Source organism: Corynebacterium sp. MSK019, from assembly GCF_030232425.1.
GTDB classification, from domain to species: Bacteria; Actinomycetota; Actinomycetes; order Mycobacteriales; family Mycobacteriaceae; genus Corynebacterium; species Corynebacterium jeikeium_D.
The window spans coordinates 200,506-217,162 of sequence record NZ_JASPJT010000001.1 but is presented as its reverse complement, the minus strand read 5'-3'; the positions used below and the strand labels follow the sequence as shown (position 1 = coordinate 217,162).

Here is a 16,657-nt window from a genome sequence, read left to right as displayed (position 1 = left end):
GACATTGCCATTTGTGCAGTTCAAGACGGGTAAAACTCAACCACAAAGAGTAGTTATGGACCCCATTGGGCAATAATACGCAAACAGAATGCGCAATATGGTGTTATTGTGAAGTCATGCCAAACCTGAATGTTAACAAGAACGGCCTGACTCCAGAGCAGGCTGAAATCGTCACTCAAACCCTGCCCGTCGTCGGTGCCAACATCGAGAAAATCACGCCGAACTTCTACAACCGGATGTTCGCTGCTCACCCGGAGCTCATTGCCGATACCTTCAACCGCGGCAACCAGAAGCAGGGTGCTCAGCAGAAGGCGCTGGCGGCATCCGTCGCTACCTTCGCAGCTACCCTGGTCGACCCAGATGCTCCCGCCCCGGAAGAACTGCTTTCCCGCATCGGCCACAAGCACATCTCCGTTGGCATCAAGCCGGAGCAGTACCCAATCGTACACAAGCACCTCTTCGATGCCATCGAGGAAATCCTCACCCCAGAGGTCTTTCAGGGGGCTGTCCGCGACGCATGGGATGCCGTCTACCTGGAGATGCAGCGCGTTCTCATCAACTTCGAGAAGGGGCTCTATGACGACCTCGGTGTCGAAGCAGGAGATGTCTTCCGCGCCGCTCATGTCGTCTCCCGTGAAGAGCGCGGTGATGACGTCGCAGTGTTCTCCGTCAAGCTTGACGACGAAACCCCCGTTTCCTACCTCCCGGGACAGTACATCTCTGTGCGTCAGACCATGCCGGACGGCGCCGGCCAGCTACGGCAATACTCTCTGGTCGGCGGCGAGGAAGGTGTTCTGACCTTCGCGGTTCGTCGTGTCGATGCCTCCGAGGACCTGCCGGCTGGCGAAGTTTCCACACAGCTGTGGGAAAAGGTGCAGCCGGGCGATGCCATCGAAATTTCTCTGCCTGCAGGTGACCTGGTGTTGGATACAAAGTCCGATGACCCGGTAGTGCTCATTTCCGCAGGTATTGGCGCCACCCCCATGATCGGCATGCTGGATGCCCTGGTGGCCGCCGACTCTAAGCGTGATGTTGTCGTCCTCCACGCGGACCGCGCCGAGAACACCGACGCACTGCGCGCAGAACGCAATAACGCAGTCTCTGCACTGGTCAATGCCCGCCAGCAGGTGTGGTACGAGCCGGATTTGATGAATCTGGCTGATACGGAGCTGCCGGAGGGTGCTCAGTTCTACCTCTGTGGTGGCAATGGTTTCCTGCAGGCCGTGCGTGATCAGCTTGCCAAGCGTGGCGTCAATCGCAATAACATTCACTTCGAGCTGTTCAGCCCGAACGATTGGCTGCTCGACGCCTAACGCCACAACTGCGCCGTCGGCATAAAATCCATCGTCACAAATAAAGCCAAATGACCAGCCGCGATATATGCCCGTGGCTGGTCATTGTGCTGTTTGTAGCTTCGGTGGCTTCGTATTACTCGGCTGAGCAGGAAAGCTCCGCAACAACCTCGCCCGCAGTTTGGTTCTCGCACTGAGAAAAAGCAATACCCGCCCATAAGTTGAGATATTCAGGGTCACCGGCCTGATTCGCGGCACCACGGATTGGCGTGGTCAAGTAGTGCAATTGCGGATAAAGTTCCGGCGCGACCCTAGAAAACGCCCGGGTAAACGTGTTCTCAATTGCCCGCGCGGGCTTGCCGGAAAAGGCGTGGGTCAAAACGGTGTCGCGCTCCGTGAGCTCACGCAATGCCCGTCGGTGCGTCTCCTTCGTACCCGCCTCTGCGGTGGTGAGGAACCGTGTGCCAACTTGTACAGCTGTCGCCCCAGCACCCAAAAGCTTGACGACGTCCTCTCGGTTACCCACCCCACCAGCGGCGATGATGGGTGCATCGGTAACTGCACACGCCTCGGTGGCTGCTTGGGCGAGCTCTTCTACAGAGGCCCCAATGTTGTCGGACGAGTCCTTGCCCTTCACGAATGCGCGGTGTCCACCCGCAGCTAATCCCTGCAGAACAATGCGATCAGCGCCGGCTGCAGCCGCCGCCCGCACCCCCTCGATCGAGGTCGCATTCAGCACCACTTTGCGGCCAGATTCCTTTACCCGAGCAATGACCTCTTTATCTGGATAGCCAAAGGTGAAGGAGACGAACTCCAGCGCATCGGGGTTGGGCAGAAAATCATCAGCGAGAATTGCTTCGACTTTCGCCGAGAAGTAGTCATCTGACCAGGTCGGAGTGTCAGGCATGTCGGTGTCGAAGTGGGCAGCAGCCTGTGCTAAGTGGCCGCGAAACGCGGCCCACTGTGCAAGTTCTTCCTCTGAGGTTCCGGCACCGGCGACAGCCGTGTTCGGGCAGAAGAGGTTGATGCCGAATCCTTTGCCGTCGTCAAGCAGCGCGCACGTCTGCCGTGCCTGTTCAGTGAGCTTTTCAACAGTGAGATAGCCGGCGGCAAGCGTGCCAACCCCACCAGCATTGGAAACTGCAGCGACGAGTTCGGGCGTGGATGGACCTCCAGCCATCGGTGCCAAGATGATTGATGAGCGTCGTAGGTTTTCGGGTGATTGCGAGGTTGTGCTGCTCATAGGGCGAGAGTAACACTAAGGCCGGATTCCCCCATGTGGGAGAACCCGGCAAATGCCGACGAACGGCGTTGCGCAATAGACTCCGCGCTACCCGCTACCGCCTCAAGAACTACTTATTGTTCTCCGGTGGATCCAGCGGCATACCCTGGCCGGCGCGGTAGAACGGAATGTCCTGCGGTGCCAGCGGAGTCTTGCCGGCGATGAGGTCAGCGGCCTTTTCGGCAATCATCATGGTCGGTGCGTAGATATTGCCGTTGGTGATGCCCGGCATGACCGAAGCGTCAACCACGTAGAGGCCCTCGGTGCCGTGAACCTGCATGGTTTCCGGATCGACCACGGCCATCTCGTCGGAGGCCGGTCCCATCTTGCAGGTGCAGGATGGGTGCAGTGCGGTCTCGGCATCCTTGCGGACCCACTCGAGGATTTCCTCGTCGGTCTGCACGTCCGCACCCGGGGAAATCTCGCCGTCGGTGTACTCCTTCATTGCCGGGGTGTCCAGCAGCTTACGGGAGACCTTGACAGCCTCGACCCATTCACGGCGGTCCTGATCAGTGGACAGGTAGTTGAACAGAATCGACGGCTTGACCTTGATGTCCGAGGAGGTGATGTGGACATGGCCACGGGCATCCGAGTACATCGGGCCAACGTGGAACTGGAAACCGTGCGGGCTATCGATCTTCGTGCCGTCGTAACGCATGGCCAGCGGCAGGAAGTGGAACATCAGGTTCGGGTAGGGCTCGTTGTCGTTGGAGCGAGCGAAGCCGCCACCCTCAAAGTGCGACGTCGCCACCGGGCCCTTGTGGGTGAGCATCCACCACAGGCCAATGAACGGCCAACGCCACTTCTCCAGGTACGGCTGTGAAGACACCGGCTGGGTGGCGTTGTACTGAATGTAGACCTCCAGGTGGTCCTGCAGGTTCTCGCCGACGCCAGGCAGGTGCTTGACGACGTTCACTCCAGCAGCATTCAAGACCTTCTCATCGCCAATGCCGGAGACCTCGAGCAGCTGCGGAGAGTTGAAAGCGCCACCGCAGAGGATGACCTTGTCTGCTCGCACCTGACGTGTGCGACCCTTCCAGGCGTACTCCACGCCGACGGCCTTGGTGCCCTCGAAGAGAATGCGGGTGGCTTCTGCGCGGGTGCGAAGCTCCAGATTTGGACGCTGCAGAGCCGGGTGCAGGTATGCGCGAGCTGCGGAGAGACGACGGCCCTTGTCGATGTTCGCGTCGAAGGGGCCGAAGCCCTCCTGGCGGTAGCCATTGACGTCCGGGGTGTAGTTGTAGCCTGCCTGCTGCACAGACTTAAAGAAAGCCTTGAACAGCGGAGAATCGGCCGGACCGCGCTTCATGCGCAGCGGACCGTCGTGGCCACGGCGCGGGTCATCCTTGTCGGAGCCCAGCGCATTTTCCATGCGCTTGAAGTAAGGCAGAACGTGGTTCCAGCCCCAGTTCTCTAGCCCCTTGGTGTCGCCCCACTTGTCGTAGTCCATGGGGTTACCGCGCTGGTAGATCTGGCCGTTGATGGAGGAGGAACCGCCGACGACCTTGCCGCGGGCGTGGTAGATGCGGCGACCGTTCATCTCCGGTTCCGGCTCGGATTCGTACTTCCAGTCGTAGTACTTGTTACCGATTGGGAAGGAGAATGCCGAAGGCATGTGAATGTAGAGATCCCAGAGGGAGTCCATGCGGCCGGCCTCGAGTACGAGCACCTGCTGAGTGTGGTCTGCGGACAGCCGGTTAGCCAGCACAGAGCCGGCAGAGCCCGCGCCAACGATGACGACGTCGCGGTGTTCGACTGTGGTGTTGCCATTCTTTTTACCGAAGTTGAAGACAGCCGGGAAAGCTCCCATGTTCTGGTGTACCTCCGTAGGTTGTTTGCCGATGTATATCGGACTGGTTTTCAAGGACTGCGATAAGCCTCAAGCGATATTTAAAGGCGGGACCTATATATTGATAGTAAAATAGGTGACCGGAGGCGTATCTCAAATCCTCTTCACATATATAGAATGGCATACAATTGGCATTCAATTCCAGTTGAAATGATTTTAAACGCCGTGAAAACTAGATAAAGATGCAGGTAGTGGTGTTGATATTGGGGTTAAGGAATTCTTCTGAATCGATTCTAAGACTTGAGGGATTATTCAAACTAGGTATGCTGGATTAGTTCCCGAATCTGAAGGATTTTCCTATGTCTGATACTCCGCCAACTGAGAAGGTAACGGAGGAAAAATCTGGGTCGTCGCAAGAAATGCAGCGATCGCAGTCGGTCCCTCCGCAACAAGCGCAAGCGAGTGCGACCTCTGAGCCTGAGGTCAACTGGCCTGTATTTATTATTTCAGGCGTTGGTATTCTCGCCATTGCCCTGTGGGCTATTTTTGCCCCGGACAATGCAGCGGACACCCTAGCTGGCATTGTCGCCTGGGTGTCGAAGAACTTCGGCTGGTTCTATATTGTGACCGCGACGGTGGCAGTGCTCTTCATGCTCTACATCGCCATCTCGCGAACGGGGCAGATTAAGCTCGGCCCCGATCACGCCAAACCTCAGTTCGGCCTGTTTTCTTGGGCCTCTATGCTCTTTGCCGCAGGTATCGGCATTGACCTGCTCTTCTTCTCGGTAGCAGAGCCGGTGGCACAGTACTATGGCCCGCCGATCGGAGATGCGGAGACCATCGAAGCCGCGCGTCAGGCAGTGGTGTTCACGCTCTTCCACTATGGTGTGACCGGTTGGGCGCTCTACGCGCTGATGGGCATGGCATTCGGCTACTTCGCTTACCGCTTGAACATGCCACTGACCATTCGCTCGGCGCTCTACCCAATCATTGGCAAGCGCATCCACGGCCCCGCTGGTGAAGCGGTCGAAATCGCAGCGATGCTCGGTACCGTTTTCGGTGTCGCAACTTCGCTGGGTATCGGCGTCGTCCAGCTGAATTACGGCCTGCGCGTGCTGTTCGGGGTGGATGAGAGTACGTCCTGGCAGATCGCTCTGATCGTCGTGGCTGTATCGGTGGCTATCGCCTCCGCGGTTTCCGGTGTTGACAAGGGGATTCGCCGTCTCTCGGAGCTCAACGTTGGCCTGGCCATCTGCTTGATGCTCTACATCCTGGTCACTGGTCGCACGGCGTTCCTGTTTGACGCCCTGGTGATGAACGTCGGCGAGTACGTCTCCAAGTTCCCATCCATGACTATGGATACCTACGCGTTCTCCGGAGCGCAGGAATGGTTGAACTCCTGGACCCTGTTCTTCTGGGCTTGGTGGGTGGCCTGGGCACCGTTCGTCGGTTTGTTCCTGGCCCGTATTTCCCGTGGCCGTAGCCTGCGCCAGTTTGTCGTCGGCACGCTGACCATTCCATTCCTCTTCGTCCTGATGTGGGTGTCGGTGTTCGGTAACTCGGCGCTGGACCTGGTTATCAATGGCGATTCGGAGTTTGGCCAGACGGCACTGGATTACCCGGAGCGTGCCTTCTACCTGCTGCTGGAGCAGTACCCGGCGCCGATGATGGTGGCTGCAGTCGCCTCCCTGATCGGTCTGCTGCTCTACATCACCTCGGCGGACTCGGCGGCACTGGTGATGAGTAACTTCACTTCGAAGATCACCGACACACAGCAGGACGGTAAGAAGTGGACCCGCATTTTCTGGGCTGTCGTGGTCGGTGTGCTGACCATCTCCATGCTCTATGTCGGTGGTATTCCGACGCTGCAGTCGGCAACGATTGTGATGGGTCTGCCGTTTGCCTTTGTCATCTATCTGGTGATGTATGGCCTGTTTAAGTCGCTGCGACTGGAGCTGTTGCAACAGGATTCGACACGTCGAGCCCTCCACGGGGCGATGTCGGGCCGCGCCGTGGATGGCCAACAGGGTGACTGGCGCAATCGACTTGCCCGCTCCATGTCCTTCCCGGGCAAGAAGCCAGTCATGCGCTACCTCGACCGAGTGGTGCAGCCCGCACTTGAACAGGTGGCAGATGCTATCAGGGAACGTGGCGGTGAAGTGACGCTGCACCGTGAACCAGCAGAAGAAGTCGGTATTGACCAGATTGACCTGCAGGTCGGATTCGGCGAGGAGATGAGCTTCCGCTACCAGGTCTATCCGGTTGAACACTTGACGCCGTCTTTTGCTGGCCTGGTACACCTGGACAGTGATGCTGATATTTACTACTACCGCCTCGAGGTCTTCACGCTGACCGGTTCGCTCGGCTACGACGTCTATGGCTACACCCAAGAGCAGCTGATTTCCGACGTCCTCGACCTCTACGAACGGCACTTGGAGTTTTTGCACATGCAGTCTGATCTCCCGGGCACCTCAGATCTGTCCGATAATGCCGAACCTGTCCGCGAATGGTCTGATGACTACGCCAAGGAGGATTCCTAAATGACCTTTAAGCCTTCAACTACTGATAAGGCCCTCGCACCCGAGACCGCCAAATCCCACGAAGGCGCGGCCACGCTGTTTATCGACGGCACCTGGTCCGCTGCAGCCGCTGGCAACACTCGCACTATCGAGTGCCCGGCCGATGGCTCTTTCATCGCCGAAGTTGCGGAAGCAGATGCGACCGACACCGAGCGCGCCATCGCCGCCGCCGACGCTGCGTTCCGACGTACCGGGGAAGGTTCCTGGGCATCCTGGAGTACAGCTGAGCGCAGCAAGTTGGTACTCGACATCGGTGCTGCCATCAGGCAGCGCAAGGACGAATTTGCCTGGGCAGAGGCAATGGACACCGGCAAGCGCCTGCCGGAGGCGGCAGCCGATATGGATGACATCATCGCCTGCTTTGAGTACTTCGGGAAGCTTGCAGGCAATGATGCCGGTCGTCTCGTGGACGCGGATGACCCGTCCGTCGTCGCGCGCATTGTGCGTGAACCCGTCGGTGTCTGTGGTCTGATTACGCCGTGGAACTACCCACTGCTGCAGACTGCATGGAAGGTCGCACCGTGCCTGGCCACGGGCAATACCTTTGTGCTCAAGCCGGCGGAGCTGACTCCGCACACAGCAATTCTGCTCATGCACGTCATCGATGAGCTGGGTGTTCCGGCAGGCGTTGCCAACCTCATTACCGGCGCTGGCGCCGAAGCGGGCGCACCGTTGTCCTCGCATCCGAAGGTGGACATGGTCTCCTTCACTGGCGGTCTTGTCACTGGCAAGATTATTGCTGGTGAAGCAGCCAAGTCCGTGAAGAAGGTCGCACTTGAGCTCGGCGGCAAGAACCCGAACATCATCTTCGCCGACGCTGACTACGAAGCTGCTTTGGACAATGCCCTCAATGCTGCGTTCCTGCATTCCGGTCAGGTCTGCTCGGCGGGCGCTCGTTTGATTGTGGAGGAGTCCATCGCCGAGAAGTTCGTCGACGATCTGGTTGAGCGCGCCGGGCACATCCAGCTCGGCGGTCCACTCGATGAGAAGGCCGAGACCGGTGCGCTGATTTCGAAGCAGCACCTGGATAAGGTCGCGGCATACGTCGATCGGGCGCGTGAGCAGGGCGCTCGCGTGCGCGTTGGCGGCGAGGTTGCCACCGGCGCCGCCGCTGACGGTTCCGCCTCGCTTGCCGACGGCTACTTCTACCTCCCAACCGTGATTGACCAGGTCAACCGCGAAATGGACTGCGTTCACGACGAAGCCTTTGGCCCGGTGGTGACGGTGGAGACCTTCACCACGGTTGACGAGGCCATCGAGATTGGCAACGACACCGAATACGGCCTGGCCGGTGCGGTGTGGTCATCCAACCGCGAGGTGTCTGAGCGCGTTTCCCGCGAGCTGCGTCACGGTACCGTCTGGATCAACGACTTTGGCCCCTACCTGCCACAGGCCGAGTGGGGTGGCTTTGGTCAGTCCGGTATTGGCCGCGAGCTGGGCCCGACCGGCCTGGAGGAGTACACCGAAGCCAAGCTGGTCTACGAGAACACAGCACCGGCTGTTACCGGTTGGTTCGAGGATCGTCGTTAAATAACTCGGAACAAGCCCGAGTAAAAATACGGGAAAACGACCCATCGGCCGTTATACTCACCGATTGAAAAAAATCGACTCTGCGCACAACTGCGATAAAGGTTTGCAGTTGTGCGCATTTTGTTCTCTAAAGGACATCTGCCGTGAACGCTACTACTCGCTCCGACAATGCCAGTTCTAGTACCGCCAGTGGGCCAGATACTGCCTGCGCCGATACTGCCAGCACCGCCGCGACCTTCACCCGCTTCACCTGGCGCCAGCATGTCATCGCCTGGGCTGTGCATGCCTTCACGCTGACCGGTTTGGTGTGGGCAACGCTGGCTGCGGTCGCACTGCTGGAGGGCAGCCCACATTGGATGTGGCTCTGGCTGGGCATTGCCCTCGTCGTCGATGGTGTCGACGGCAATATGGCGCGTAAGCATCACATCAAGGAAGTCGTCCCGTGGTTTAACGGCGCAGTGGTGGACAACATCGTCGACTATCTCACCTGGACCGCCATACCCGCGGCTTTCATGGTTATGTATCTGCCACTGGGGCCACGGCCGTTGGCGATTGCCCTGATTATTTTGGTCCTGGTGTCGTCGATGTTCTGCTATGCCAACGAAGCCGCCAAGTCCGGCGACTACTACTTCGTTGGTTTCCCTGCCGCGTGGAACATCGTGGCAGTCTTGCTGTGGGTATGGAACGCGCCCATGGCGGTGTGCATCGCTGCCATTTTTATCTTCAGCGCAATGACGCTGGTGCCGCTGCACTACACGCATCCATTCCGCGTGGAACGCGGCCGGATTGCCAACATTGCCGCAACGTTCATCTGGATTGTCTCGACCGGCATGCTTATCGCAAGTGAGACGATGGCAGCGTCGTTAAGCAAGGCGTCTATCCACGGGCTTGTGGCTGTCAACGTTGCCGCCGGTGCCTGGCTGATTATTGGCGGCGTGCGGCGCTCGCTTAGCGGTCGCTAGCGGCAGTTGGTGGGTGGTTGGCGCAGGATTGCGGAGATGGCGCGGTCGCGCAGCCAGCGGACGTATTCGACGGCGCAGGCTGCGACAATTAACGCGATGACAAAGATGGTGACCCACATCGGATAATCGCGCCCATTGGCCCAGAAGTAGACGTAAGGCGAGACGAAAGTCACTAGGGTGATCAGGAGCCCCAGCATTCTTCGGCCGAATGAGCGGCCGGTGATCATCTCGACAATTCCCCAGGTGTAGGGGATAGCGGTAATGATGTCGATGCTCCACAGCACCCAGACATTGCCATGGAATCCGGGGACGAAAACCACAGGTAGCGCGCGGAGCGAAGAGTAGACCATTACCACCAGATAGGCCAACACTTTCGGGTTGTAGAGCAGGCGCCACACGGGGTTGCGCTCGATGAGTTTGGTCCCGACTTTGCGTAGTGCATGCAGATCCTTTTGCTGCATGACCAGCGTATTTGTTCCCTCCAGCAGGTAAGCGAGCAGTTTTTGCTGCTCGAGACTGCCGTGTGCCCAGGCCTGCACCAGCTCGCTTGGCGAGATAGCGATGGGCACCAGTGGTTCTCCGCGCTGTTTCAGCGCAGTGGGAAGCTCGAGGGTACTGCCATCGAGCTTATCGACGGCCAGTTCCGGGCCCACCACATGAACGATGTCGCCGCCGAGGATGCTTTGTACCTTCTTCACATCACTTTCGGGCAGCGAGCTGAACCAGAGTAGCTGCCGGGAGGAAATCGCCATTCGCAAGGCGGTGCCCAGAGCTTCTGCCGCGTCATCGATGGCGTAAAAGTCCTGCGTGTTGGTGTGGGCGAGTGAACGCAAGCTGTCGATTGTCACGACATTTTTGGCATTGAGCTCGCTGAGGCGGGCCACGCCGGAAATATCGATGACCGCCTGAGGGTCAAGGGCGAAAGCATGGGTAAAAGGAAGGCCGAGTATCGAGCGCATCGCAAGGAGCCGCTGGTGTCGCTGGTGTCCAACCAGGGCTGAATTCTGTGCGCTCATAGTGTTTTAGCTTGCCACAACTTGCGCTTCTCACCAGCAACTATACGGTTCGGTCTGTCTATTGGCAGGTGTTCTACCCTATGAAAACTTCATTAAGTTGGACTTTTTTCGCTGTGTAGAGTAGCTTCTAATCCACTAATAGACAGGTCTGTTCATTATGGCTTTGATGGCGGACTGGCTCATAATTTTAGGAGAAACACTCTCATGCTCATTTCAGGACTAGCGCTGGGTGCCGTGCTCGGCTTTGTTATGCAGCGAGGACGCTTCTGCGTCACCGGCTTCTTGCGCGATATCTTCACTCAGCGCAGCTGGCGCGGCTTTGTCGCCCTGCTGATTGTTATTTCCGTCCACGCCATCGGCCTGGCCGCACTGACCAGCGCCGGCGTGATTACTCCCGAATACAACGAGCTGGCACCGCTGGCCGTTATTGTCGGTGGCGTTATCTTCGGACTTGGTATCGTCCTGGCCGGTGGCTGCGCCTCGGGTACCTGGTACCGCTCCGGTGAGGGCCTGATCGGCTCCTGGATCGCACTGGTCTTTTACGCCCTATCCGCTGCTGCCATGAAGACTGGCTTCCTCAACGGCCTGCAGGATTCCCTGAAGGAACGCACCGTCGGCCTGACCAGCATTCACGCCTCTCTGGGCATTAGCATCTGGCCACTGGTCATCGCGCTGAGCGCCGTCACGGCATACTTCGCTGTCCGCTTCCTGCGCGAAGAATTCTCCGGCCCGCGCCCGGCCACTCTGGCGCCGCGCAAGTCCGGTCTCGCGCACATTCTGACTGAAAAGGCCTGGCACGTGTACGCCACCGCCGCCATCGTCGGTGTACTTGGCGTTATCGCATGGCCGCTGTCCGCCGCCACCGGCCGCAACGACGGCCTCGGCATCACGACTCCGTCCTCCAACCTCGCCAACTACGTTGTTACTGGTGACACCGAGCGTTTCGACTGGGGCGTCCTCCTCGTCCTCGGCATCCTCGTCGGCTCCTTCATCGCGGCCAAGGCCTCCGGTGAATTCCGCCTCCGCGTCCCGGACGCCACCCAGGGTGCACGCTCGGTCGTCGGCGGCATCTTCATGGGTGTCGGCGCTGCGTGGGCCGGCGGCTGCACCGTCGGTAACGGCATGGTTCAGACCTCGCTGTTCAGCTACCAGGGTTGGCTCGCACTGGCGTCCATCGCCGCAGGTGTCGCTATCGCCGCAAAGCTCTGGCTGAAGCCGTCCGCATCTTCGCTTAACGACGTCCCGAGCACCCCTTCCACCACCAACGACACAGCGGTATCGGCAACTGCTCCGGTCACTTCGGCTGCTACTTCGCCTGTGTCCCTGCCGGGTAGCGAAGGTGCCGGTGTCGCTGGCACCGAGGCCTCCCCGCTGGCGGGTGCCTTTACTGTCGCGCCGGTAGCGTTGCTCGACCGGAGCGTCGTCAAGCAGGAAGACGGCAAGCTCAAGCCACTGGGCGATGGGCGTTACGAGCTCGACACCGTCGGCGCGGTGTGCCCCTTCCCGCTGATCGAGGCCAAGGACGCGATCAACAAGATTGAGGTCGGCGAGGAGCTGGTGATCCCATTCGACTGCACCCAGGCCACGGATGCGATTCCGCGCTGGGCTGCGAAGGATGGCCACGAGGTCACCAACTTTGAGCAGACCGGTGAAGCTGGCTGGACGATTTCCGTCCGCCGCGGGAAGTAAGGCATGGTGACGGCGGGAGAGCGTTGTTAGGGTGAGGGCATAGGTTGATTGACACCAACAACAAAGGAGCTCAACCATGGCAAAGAATATTCGACCACTAGATGCTCTCATAGTCGCGGGTGCCGCCAGCGTCCTTGTGCTGGCCGGTTGCTCCTCCGATGATTCGGCTAGTACTGAGGCAAGCAGCACTGTTAGCGAGACCAGCTCTTCCGTGTCGGCCACCAGCACTGAGGGCCATGACGACATGGATGATATGGACGATGCCGATGAGCATGGCGGTCATGGTGACCATGGTGATGACGCGATGGCCGGCCATGACCATCCGGCCGATGGTGGTCCGGCTCCAGAGGGAATGATTGCGGCGGACAACGCGAAGTTCCCGGTCGGCAGTGAAGTGCAGGTTCTCGCCGATCACATGCCGGGCATGAAGGGTGCAGAAGGCAAGGTTGTTGGTGTTTTCAACACCACTACCTACTCCGTTTCCTACACCCCGACCGATGGCAGTGAGCCGGTGAAGGACCACCGCTGGGTCGTCCATGAGGAGCTGGAGAACCCAGGCGAAGCACCGCTTGCCGACGGCTCCGAGATCACCATCAACGCCGAGCATATGGCGGGCATGAAGGGGGCCAAGGGCACTGTTGACTACTCCACCCAGGAGCCGGTGTACATGGTCGATATTGACGATGATGGCATGACCATGAAGAACCACAAGTGGGTTACTGAAAGTGAGCTTGCTCCGGAGGACTAGCAGGCTGTCTGGACGGTCTTTCCGGATAGCTTTCTCTCTTCTCCCGCTCAATCCGCTCCGACGCAAAATCGCCCAGCCACTTCACGACACCTATGTCACCTCATGCCGCCTCCACAGCTGGCACGAGGTGACGCCTGTGTCGTGAAGTGGCCCAGAAGGGGGGGCGGAGCGAAGTGCCCTAGGGAAACAGGCCACCGCCCAGCTACAGATCCAAATCCAACGACGCACCTGGGATGGCGTCCAGCAGCCGCTGGGTGTATTCCTTCTCCGGGTGGTCGAAGAGATCGTCGGTCGGACGGTGTTCAACCATCTTGCCGTGCTCCATCACGATGACCTCATCAGCCACCTGCCGCACCACAGCGAGGTCGTGCGTAATAAAGAGGTAGGCCAAATCCATCTCTTCCTGCAGCTCAGCGAGCAGTTCGAGCACCTGAGCCTGCACCACCACGTCGAGGGCTGACACCGCCTCGTCACAGACCACAACCTCAGGGTTCAGGGCCAGCGCACGCGCAATCGCCACACGCTGACGCTGACCACCCGACAGCTCACCGGGGAAGCGGCGCCCCATCTCCGCGGGAAGTGCGACGCGGTCGAGAAGCTCGAATACGCGCTGCTCACGCTCCTGCTTGGTGCCAATCTTGTGAATCCGCAGCGGCTCCTCGATGGAGGAATGCACCGTGCGCATCGGGTCCAGCGTCGCATACGGGTTCTGGAAAATCGGCTGAATGCGACGCCGCAGCTCCAGCTCCTCTTTACGACTCCGGCCCTGGACGCGTTTGCCGTCGAAAAGCACTTCGCCTTCGGTCGGATCGAGCAGCCCCAGCGCCATGTTGGCGACAGTGGACTTGCCCGAACCGGATTCGCCCACGATTCCGATGGTGCGACCGCGACGCAGCGTAAAGCTGATGTCATCGACGGCGCGGAAGGAATCCTTGCGCCACGGACGGTCGCCGCGGATGGCAAAGTCGCGCACCAAGTTCTTCGCGACCAGAATCTCCTTCTGGTCCGCATCCGATGTCGTCGGCGCCGCCACCACGCGATCACCGCGCCGGGCAGCCAGCGATGGAGCCGCCGCGATTAGCTGCTTGGTGTATGGATGCTGCGGGCGGGTGAGAACTTGCAGGGCAGGGCCGGTCTCCACGACACGTCCTGCTTGCATAACGACGAGTCGGTCAGCGCGCTCGGCAGCCAAACCGAGATCATGAGTAATAAGCACCACGGACGTGCCGAGTTCGCTAGTGAGCTTGTCGAGGTGGTCGAGGATTTTCTTCGCCACGGTCACGTCGAGAGCGGACGTGGGCTCATCGGCAATCAGCAGCTTTGGGTGCGCGGCCAAGCCCATCGCGATAAGTGCGCGCTGGCGCATACCACCGGAGAACTCGTGTGGGTACTGGTCGATACGCTTTTTAGCGTTTGGCAGGCCGGCCTGTTCCAGCAGCTCAATCGCCTTTTTGTGGGCCTCAGAACCAGTGGCGATGTTATTGGCGCGCAGCGCCTCCTTAATCTGGGAACCGACGGTCCACACCGGATTGAGATTGGTCATCGGGTCCTGCGGAACCAGGCCGATGCCGTTGCCGCGGATGCTAACAAACTCGCGGTCCGTCAAGTGTGTGATGTCACGGCCATCGAAGGTGATGGTGCCACCGGTGACTTCACCATCACCGGGCAACAGCCCCAGCGCGGCGTGGACAGTGGTGGACTTACCCGAGCCGGACTCGCCGACAATGGCGACCGTCTCACCGGGGAAAACCTCAAGGTCGACGTCATGCACCACATCGGTCAACGATTTACTGCGGCGGCCGGACGCTGTGGTCGTCGGAAAGCCAATGCAGACATCCTTCAAGGTGAGAATGGGCGCTGCGGAAGTATTGGTGTCGGTGCTCATCGACGACGCTCCTTCGGGTCGAGAGAATCCTTCAAAGCGTCACCCATGAGGATGAAGCCGAGAACGGTAATCGCCAGGGCGAGTGCTGGCCAGAACAGGTTGGACGGGGCCTGGCGGAGCACCTGCTGTGCGACAGAGATGTCGTTGCCCCAGGAAACGGTGGTCGTCGGCAGGCCAATGCCCAGGTAGGACAGCGTGGCCTCGGCGACGATGTAAATACCCAGCGAGGTCGTGGCCATGACGATGACAGGGGCGAGGCAGTTCGGCAGCACATGGCGGAAGAGAATGCCAGTGCTGGACAGACCGAGCGCCTTGGAGGCGGTGACGTATTCCTCGTTCTTCACCGAGATCACCGAGGAACGCACCACGCGCGCCATCTGCGGCCAGCCGAAAGCAGCGAGCACGAAGACCACGGACCAGATGGTGCGTTCGGTAAACAGCTGCATCAGCACGATGCCGGCGAGAATCAGGGGGATGGCAAAGAACATGTCCGTGATGCGGGAGAGCACCGCGTCGACCCAACCGCCGAGATAGCCAGCGATGGCACCGAGGATGATGCCCACCACGGTCACGGCCAGGGTGACGCCGATGCCGACGATGACCGAGGCGCGGGCACCGTAGATGACACGGGCGTAGACGTCGTAGCCCTGCTGAGTGAAGCCCATCGGGTGGCCGTCGCGGGCCGGGGCCAGCGAGTCACGCAGGTTTGCCGCCGTCGGATCCACAGAGGTGAACAGTGACGGGAACGCGGCCACTGCGATGGAGAGCAAAATAATGAATGCGGAAACCCAGAACAGTGGGCGGTAACGCAGGTTCTGCCAGGCCGAACCCCAGAGCCCCAGTGGTGGGGTATCCGGCAACTGCTTGTGGTCGGGGTTCGTCGCCTGCGCGGTGCCGGTATGCGCGGCGTTGGACTGCTTTTCTGGCTGAGTCGAATCTAACTGCGTCGAATCTGGCTTAGGCATAACGAATCCTCGGATCCAGGACTGCGTAGAGCAAGTCGATGAGCAAGTTGGCGAACATGTAAATAACCACCAGGATGGTCACGATGCTGACCACGGTGGGAGCTTCACCAATCTGGACGGCGTGGAAGATCAGGCCACCGATACCTGGCACGTTGAAGATGCCCTCGGTGACAATTGCGCCGCCCATCAGAGCCGCGAGATCAGCGCCGATGAAGGTCACAACGGGAATTAGCGAGTTGCGCAAGATGTGGCGGCGGGTGACTTCAGAGGTTGGCAAGCCCTTGGCGCGGGCAGTGCGTACGAAGTCAGCATGGCGTGCCGACGAGACCTCGGAACGCGTCAGTCGCAGAACATAAGCAACCGAGACGAGACCCAGCACGAATGCCGGCAGCAGCAGGGAGGTAAAGGAGGCATCGCTACCAACGGTGGGGGAGACAATCTCCCAGCGCACACCGAAGAGGTAGCGGGCCACGAAGCCGAGCACGAAGGTCGGAGTTGCGATAACCAGCAGGGACATCACCAGAACGGTGGAGTCGAAGAAGCCGCCCTTGCGCATACCGGCAATAACGCCGAGGCCGATACCGAAAATGGCCTCAATGGCAACGGCCATCAGAGCCAGGCGAATTGTAATAGGGAAGGCCAGCGCGATTTCCTCGCCGACCGAGCGACCGGAGAAGGTCTCGCCCATATCCAGGGTGAACAGGCCCTTGAGATACTCCCAGTACTGGACGAGGAAAGGCTCATCCAGGTGGTAGTGGGCGCGCAGTGCTGCGACCTGCTCCGGTGGCAGCTGCTTATCGCCAGCTAGTGCGGCGATGGGGTCGCCTGGCATGGCGAAGACCATTGCATAAATCAGCAGTGTGGCACCGAAGAATACCGGCACCATCTGCAGGAGTCTCTTTCCGATATACCAACCCATG

Annotated in this window: 12 protein-coding genes; 6 read left to right on the top strand and 6 right to left on the bottom strand. The window is 59.6% G+C overall.

Annotated features, from left to right (window positions below; translation table 11 throughout):
* Positions 1-116: 116 nt before the first annotated feature.
* Positions 117-1,313 (top strand): globin domain-containing protein, encoded by a 1,197-nt coding sequence (locus QP982_RS00890; RefSeq protein ID WP_284870083.1) that lies wholly within the window; start codon positions 117-119, stop codon positions 1,311-1,313.
* Positions 1,314-1,428: 115 nt separating this feature from the next.
* Here QP982_RS00890 and QP982_RS00885 read toward each other — a convergent pair whose 3' ends face one another.
* Positions 1,429-2,535, bottom strand: a complete 1,107-nt coding sequence (locus QP982_RS00885) for an NAD(P)H-dependent flavin oxidoreductase (protein ID WP_284870082.1) — start codon at positions 2,533-2,535, stop codon at positions 1,429-1,431.
* Between the two features lie 109 nt (positions 2,536-2,644).
* On the bottom strand, positions 2,645-4,384 hold the full coding sequence (gene betA, locus QP982_RS00880; protein WP_284870081.1) for a choline dehydrogenase: 1,740 nt from the start codon (positions 4,382-4,384) through the stop codon (positions 2,645-2,647).
* 338 nt (positions 4,385-4,722) lie between these two features.
* On the opposite strand from betA, the gene betT reads away from it, so the two are divergent.
* From betT to QP982_RS00865, 3 genes are all read left to right on the top strand, one after another.
* Positions 4,723-6,903 (top strand): choline BCCT transporter BetT, encoded by a 2,181-nt coding sequence (gene betT, locus QP982_RS00875; protein ID WP_284870079.1) that lies wholly within the window; start codon positions 4,723-4,725, stop codon positions 6,901-6,903.
* Positions 6,904-8,472: an aldehyde dehydrogenase family protein gene (locus QP982_RS00870; RefSeq protein ID WP_284870078.1), complete on the top strand. Its 1,569-nt coding sequence runs from the start codon at positions 6,904-6,906 to the stop codon at positions 8,470-8,472.
* 143 nt (positions 8,473-8,615) lie between these two features.
* On the top strand, positions 8,616-9,434 hold the full coding sequence (locus tag QP982_RS00865; RefSeq protein WP_080971496.1) for a CDP-alcohol phosphatidyltransferase family protein: 819 nt from the start codon (positions 8,616-8,618) through the stop codon (positions 9,432-9,434).
* Here QP982_RS00865 and QP982_RS00860 read toward each other — a convergent pair.
* Entirely contained in the window at positions 9,431-10,450 is a 1,020-nt protein-coding gene (locus QP982_RS00860; protein WP_284870076.1) for a hypothetical protein, read from the bottom strand. The two genes, QP982_RS00865 and QP982_RS00860, sit on opposite strands and share 4 nt — an antisense overlap.
* Positions 10,451-10,654: 204 nt before the next feature.
* On the opposite strand from QP982_RS00860, the gene QP982_RS00855 reads away from it, so the two are divergent.
* Both QP982_RS00855 and QP982_RS00850 read left to right on the top strand, forming a co-directional pair.
* Positions 10,655-12,139, top strand: a complete 1,485-nt coding sequence (locus QP982_RS00855) for a YeeE/YedE thiosulfate transporter family protein (protein ID WP_016421620.1) — start codon at positions 10,655-10,657, stop codon at positions 12,137-12,139.
* A gap of 76 nt (positions 12,140-12,215) precedes the next feature.
* Positions 12,216-12,887: a YdhK family protein gene (locus QP982_RS00850; RefSeq protein WP_088611769.1), complete on the top strand. Its 672-nt coding sequence runs from the start codon at positions 12,216-12,218 to the stop codon at positions 12,885-12,887.
* Positions 12,888-13,089: 202 nt separating this feature from the next.
* Here QP982_RS00850 and QP982_RS00845 read toward each other — a convergent pair whose 3' ends face one another.
* Genes QP982_RS00845 through QP982_RS00835 form a run of 3 tightly spaced genes read right to left on the bottom strand, consistent with a single transcriptional unit; the run spans position 13,090 to position 16,656 of the window.
* Positions 13,090-14,772, bottom strand: coding sequence for a dipeptide ABC transporter ATP-binding protein (locus QP982_RS00845; RefSeq protein WP_284870075.1), 1,683 nt, complete (start codon positions 14,770-14,772; stop codon positions 13,090-13,092).
* Positions 14,769-15,737 carry an ABC transporter permease gene (locus QP982_RS00840; RefSeq protein WP_147766155.1) on the bottom strand — a complete coding sequence of 323 codons (969 nt, stop codon included), beginning with the start codon at positions 15,735-15,737 and terminating at the stop codon, positions 14,769-14,771. The genes QP982_RS00845 and QP982_RS00840 overlap by 4 nt, the downstream gene beginning before the upstream one ends.
* Positions 15,730-16,656, bottom strand: a complete 927-nt coding sequence (locus QP982_RS00835) for an ABC transporter permease (protein WP_016421610.1) — start codon at positions 16,654-16,656, stop codon at positions 15,730-15,732. The genes QP982_RS00840 and QP982_RS00835 overlap by 8 nt, the downstream gene beginning before the upstream one ends.
* Position 16,657: the final 1 nt, after the last annotated feature.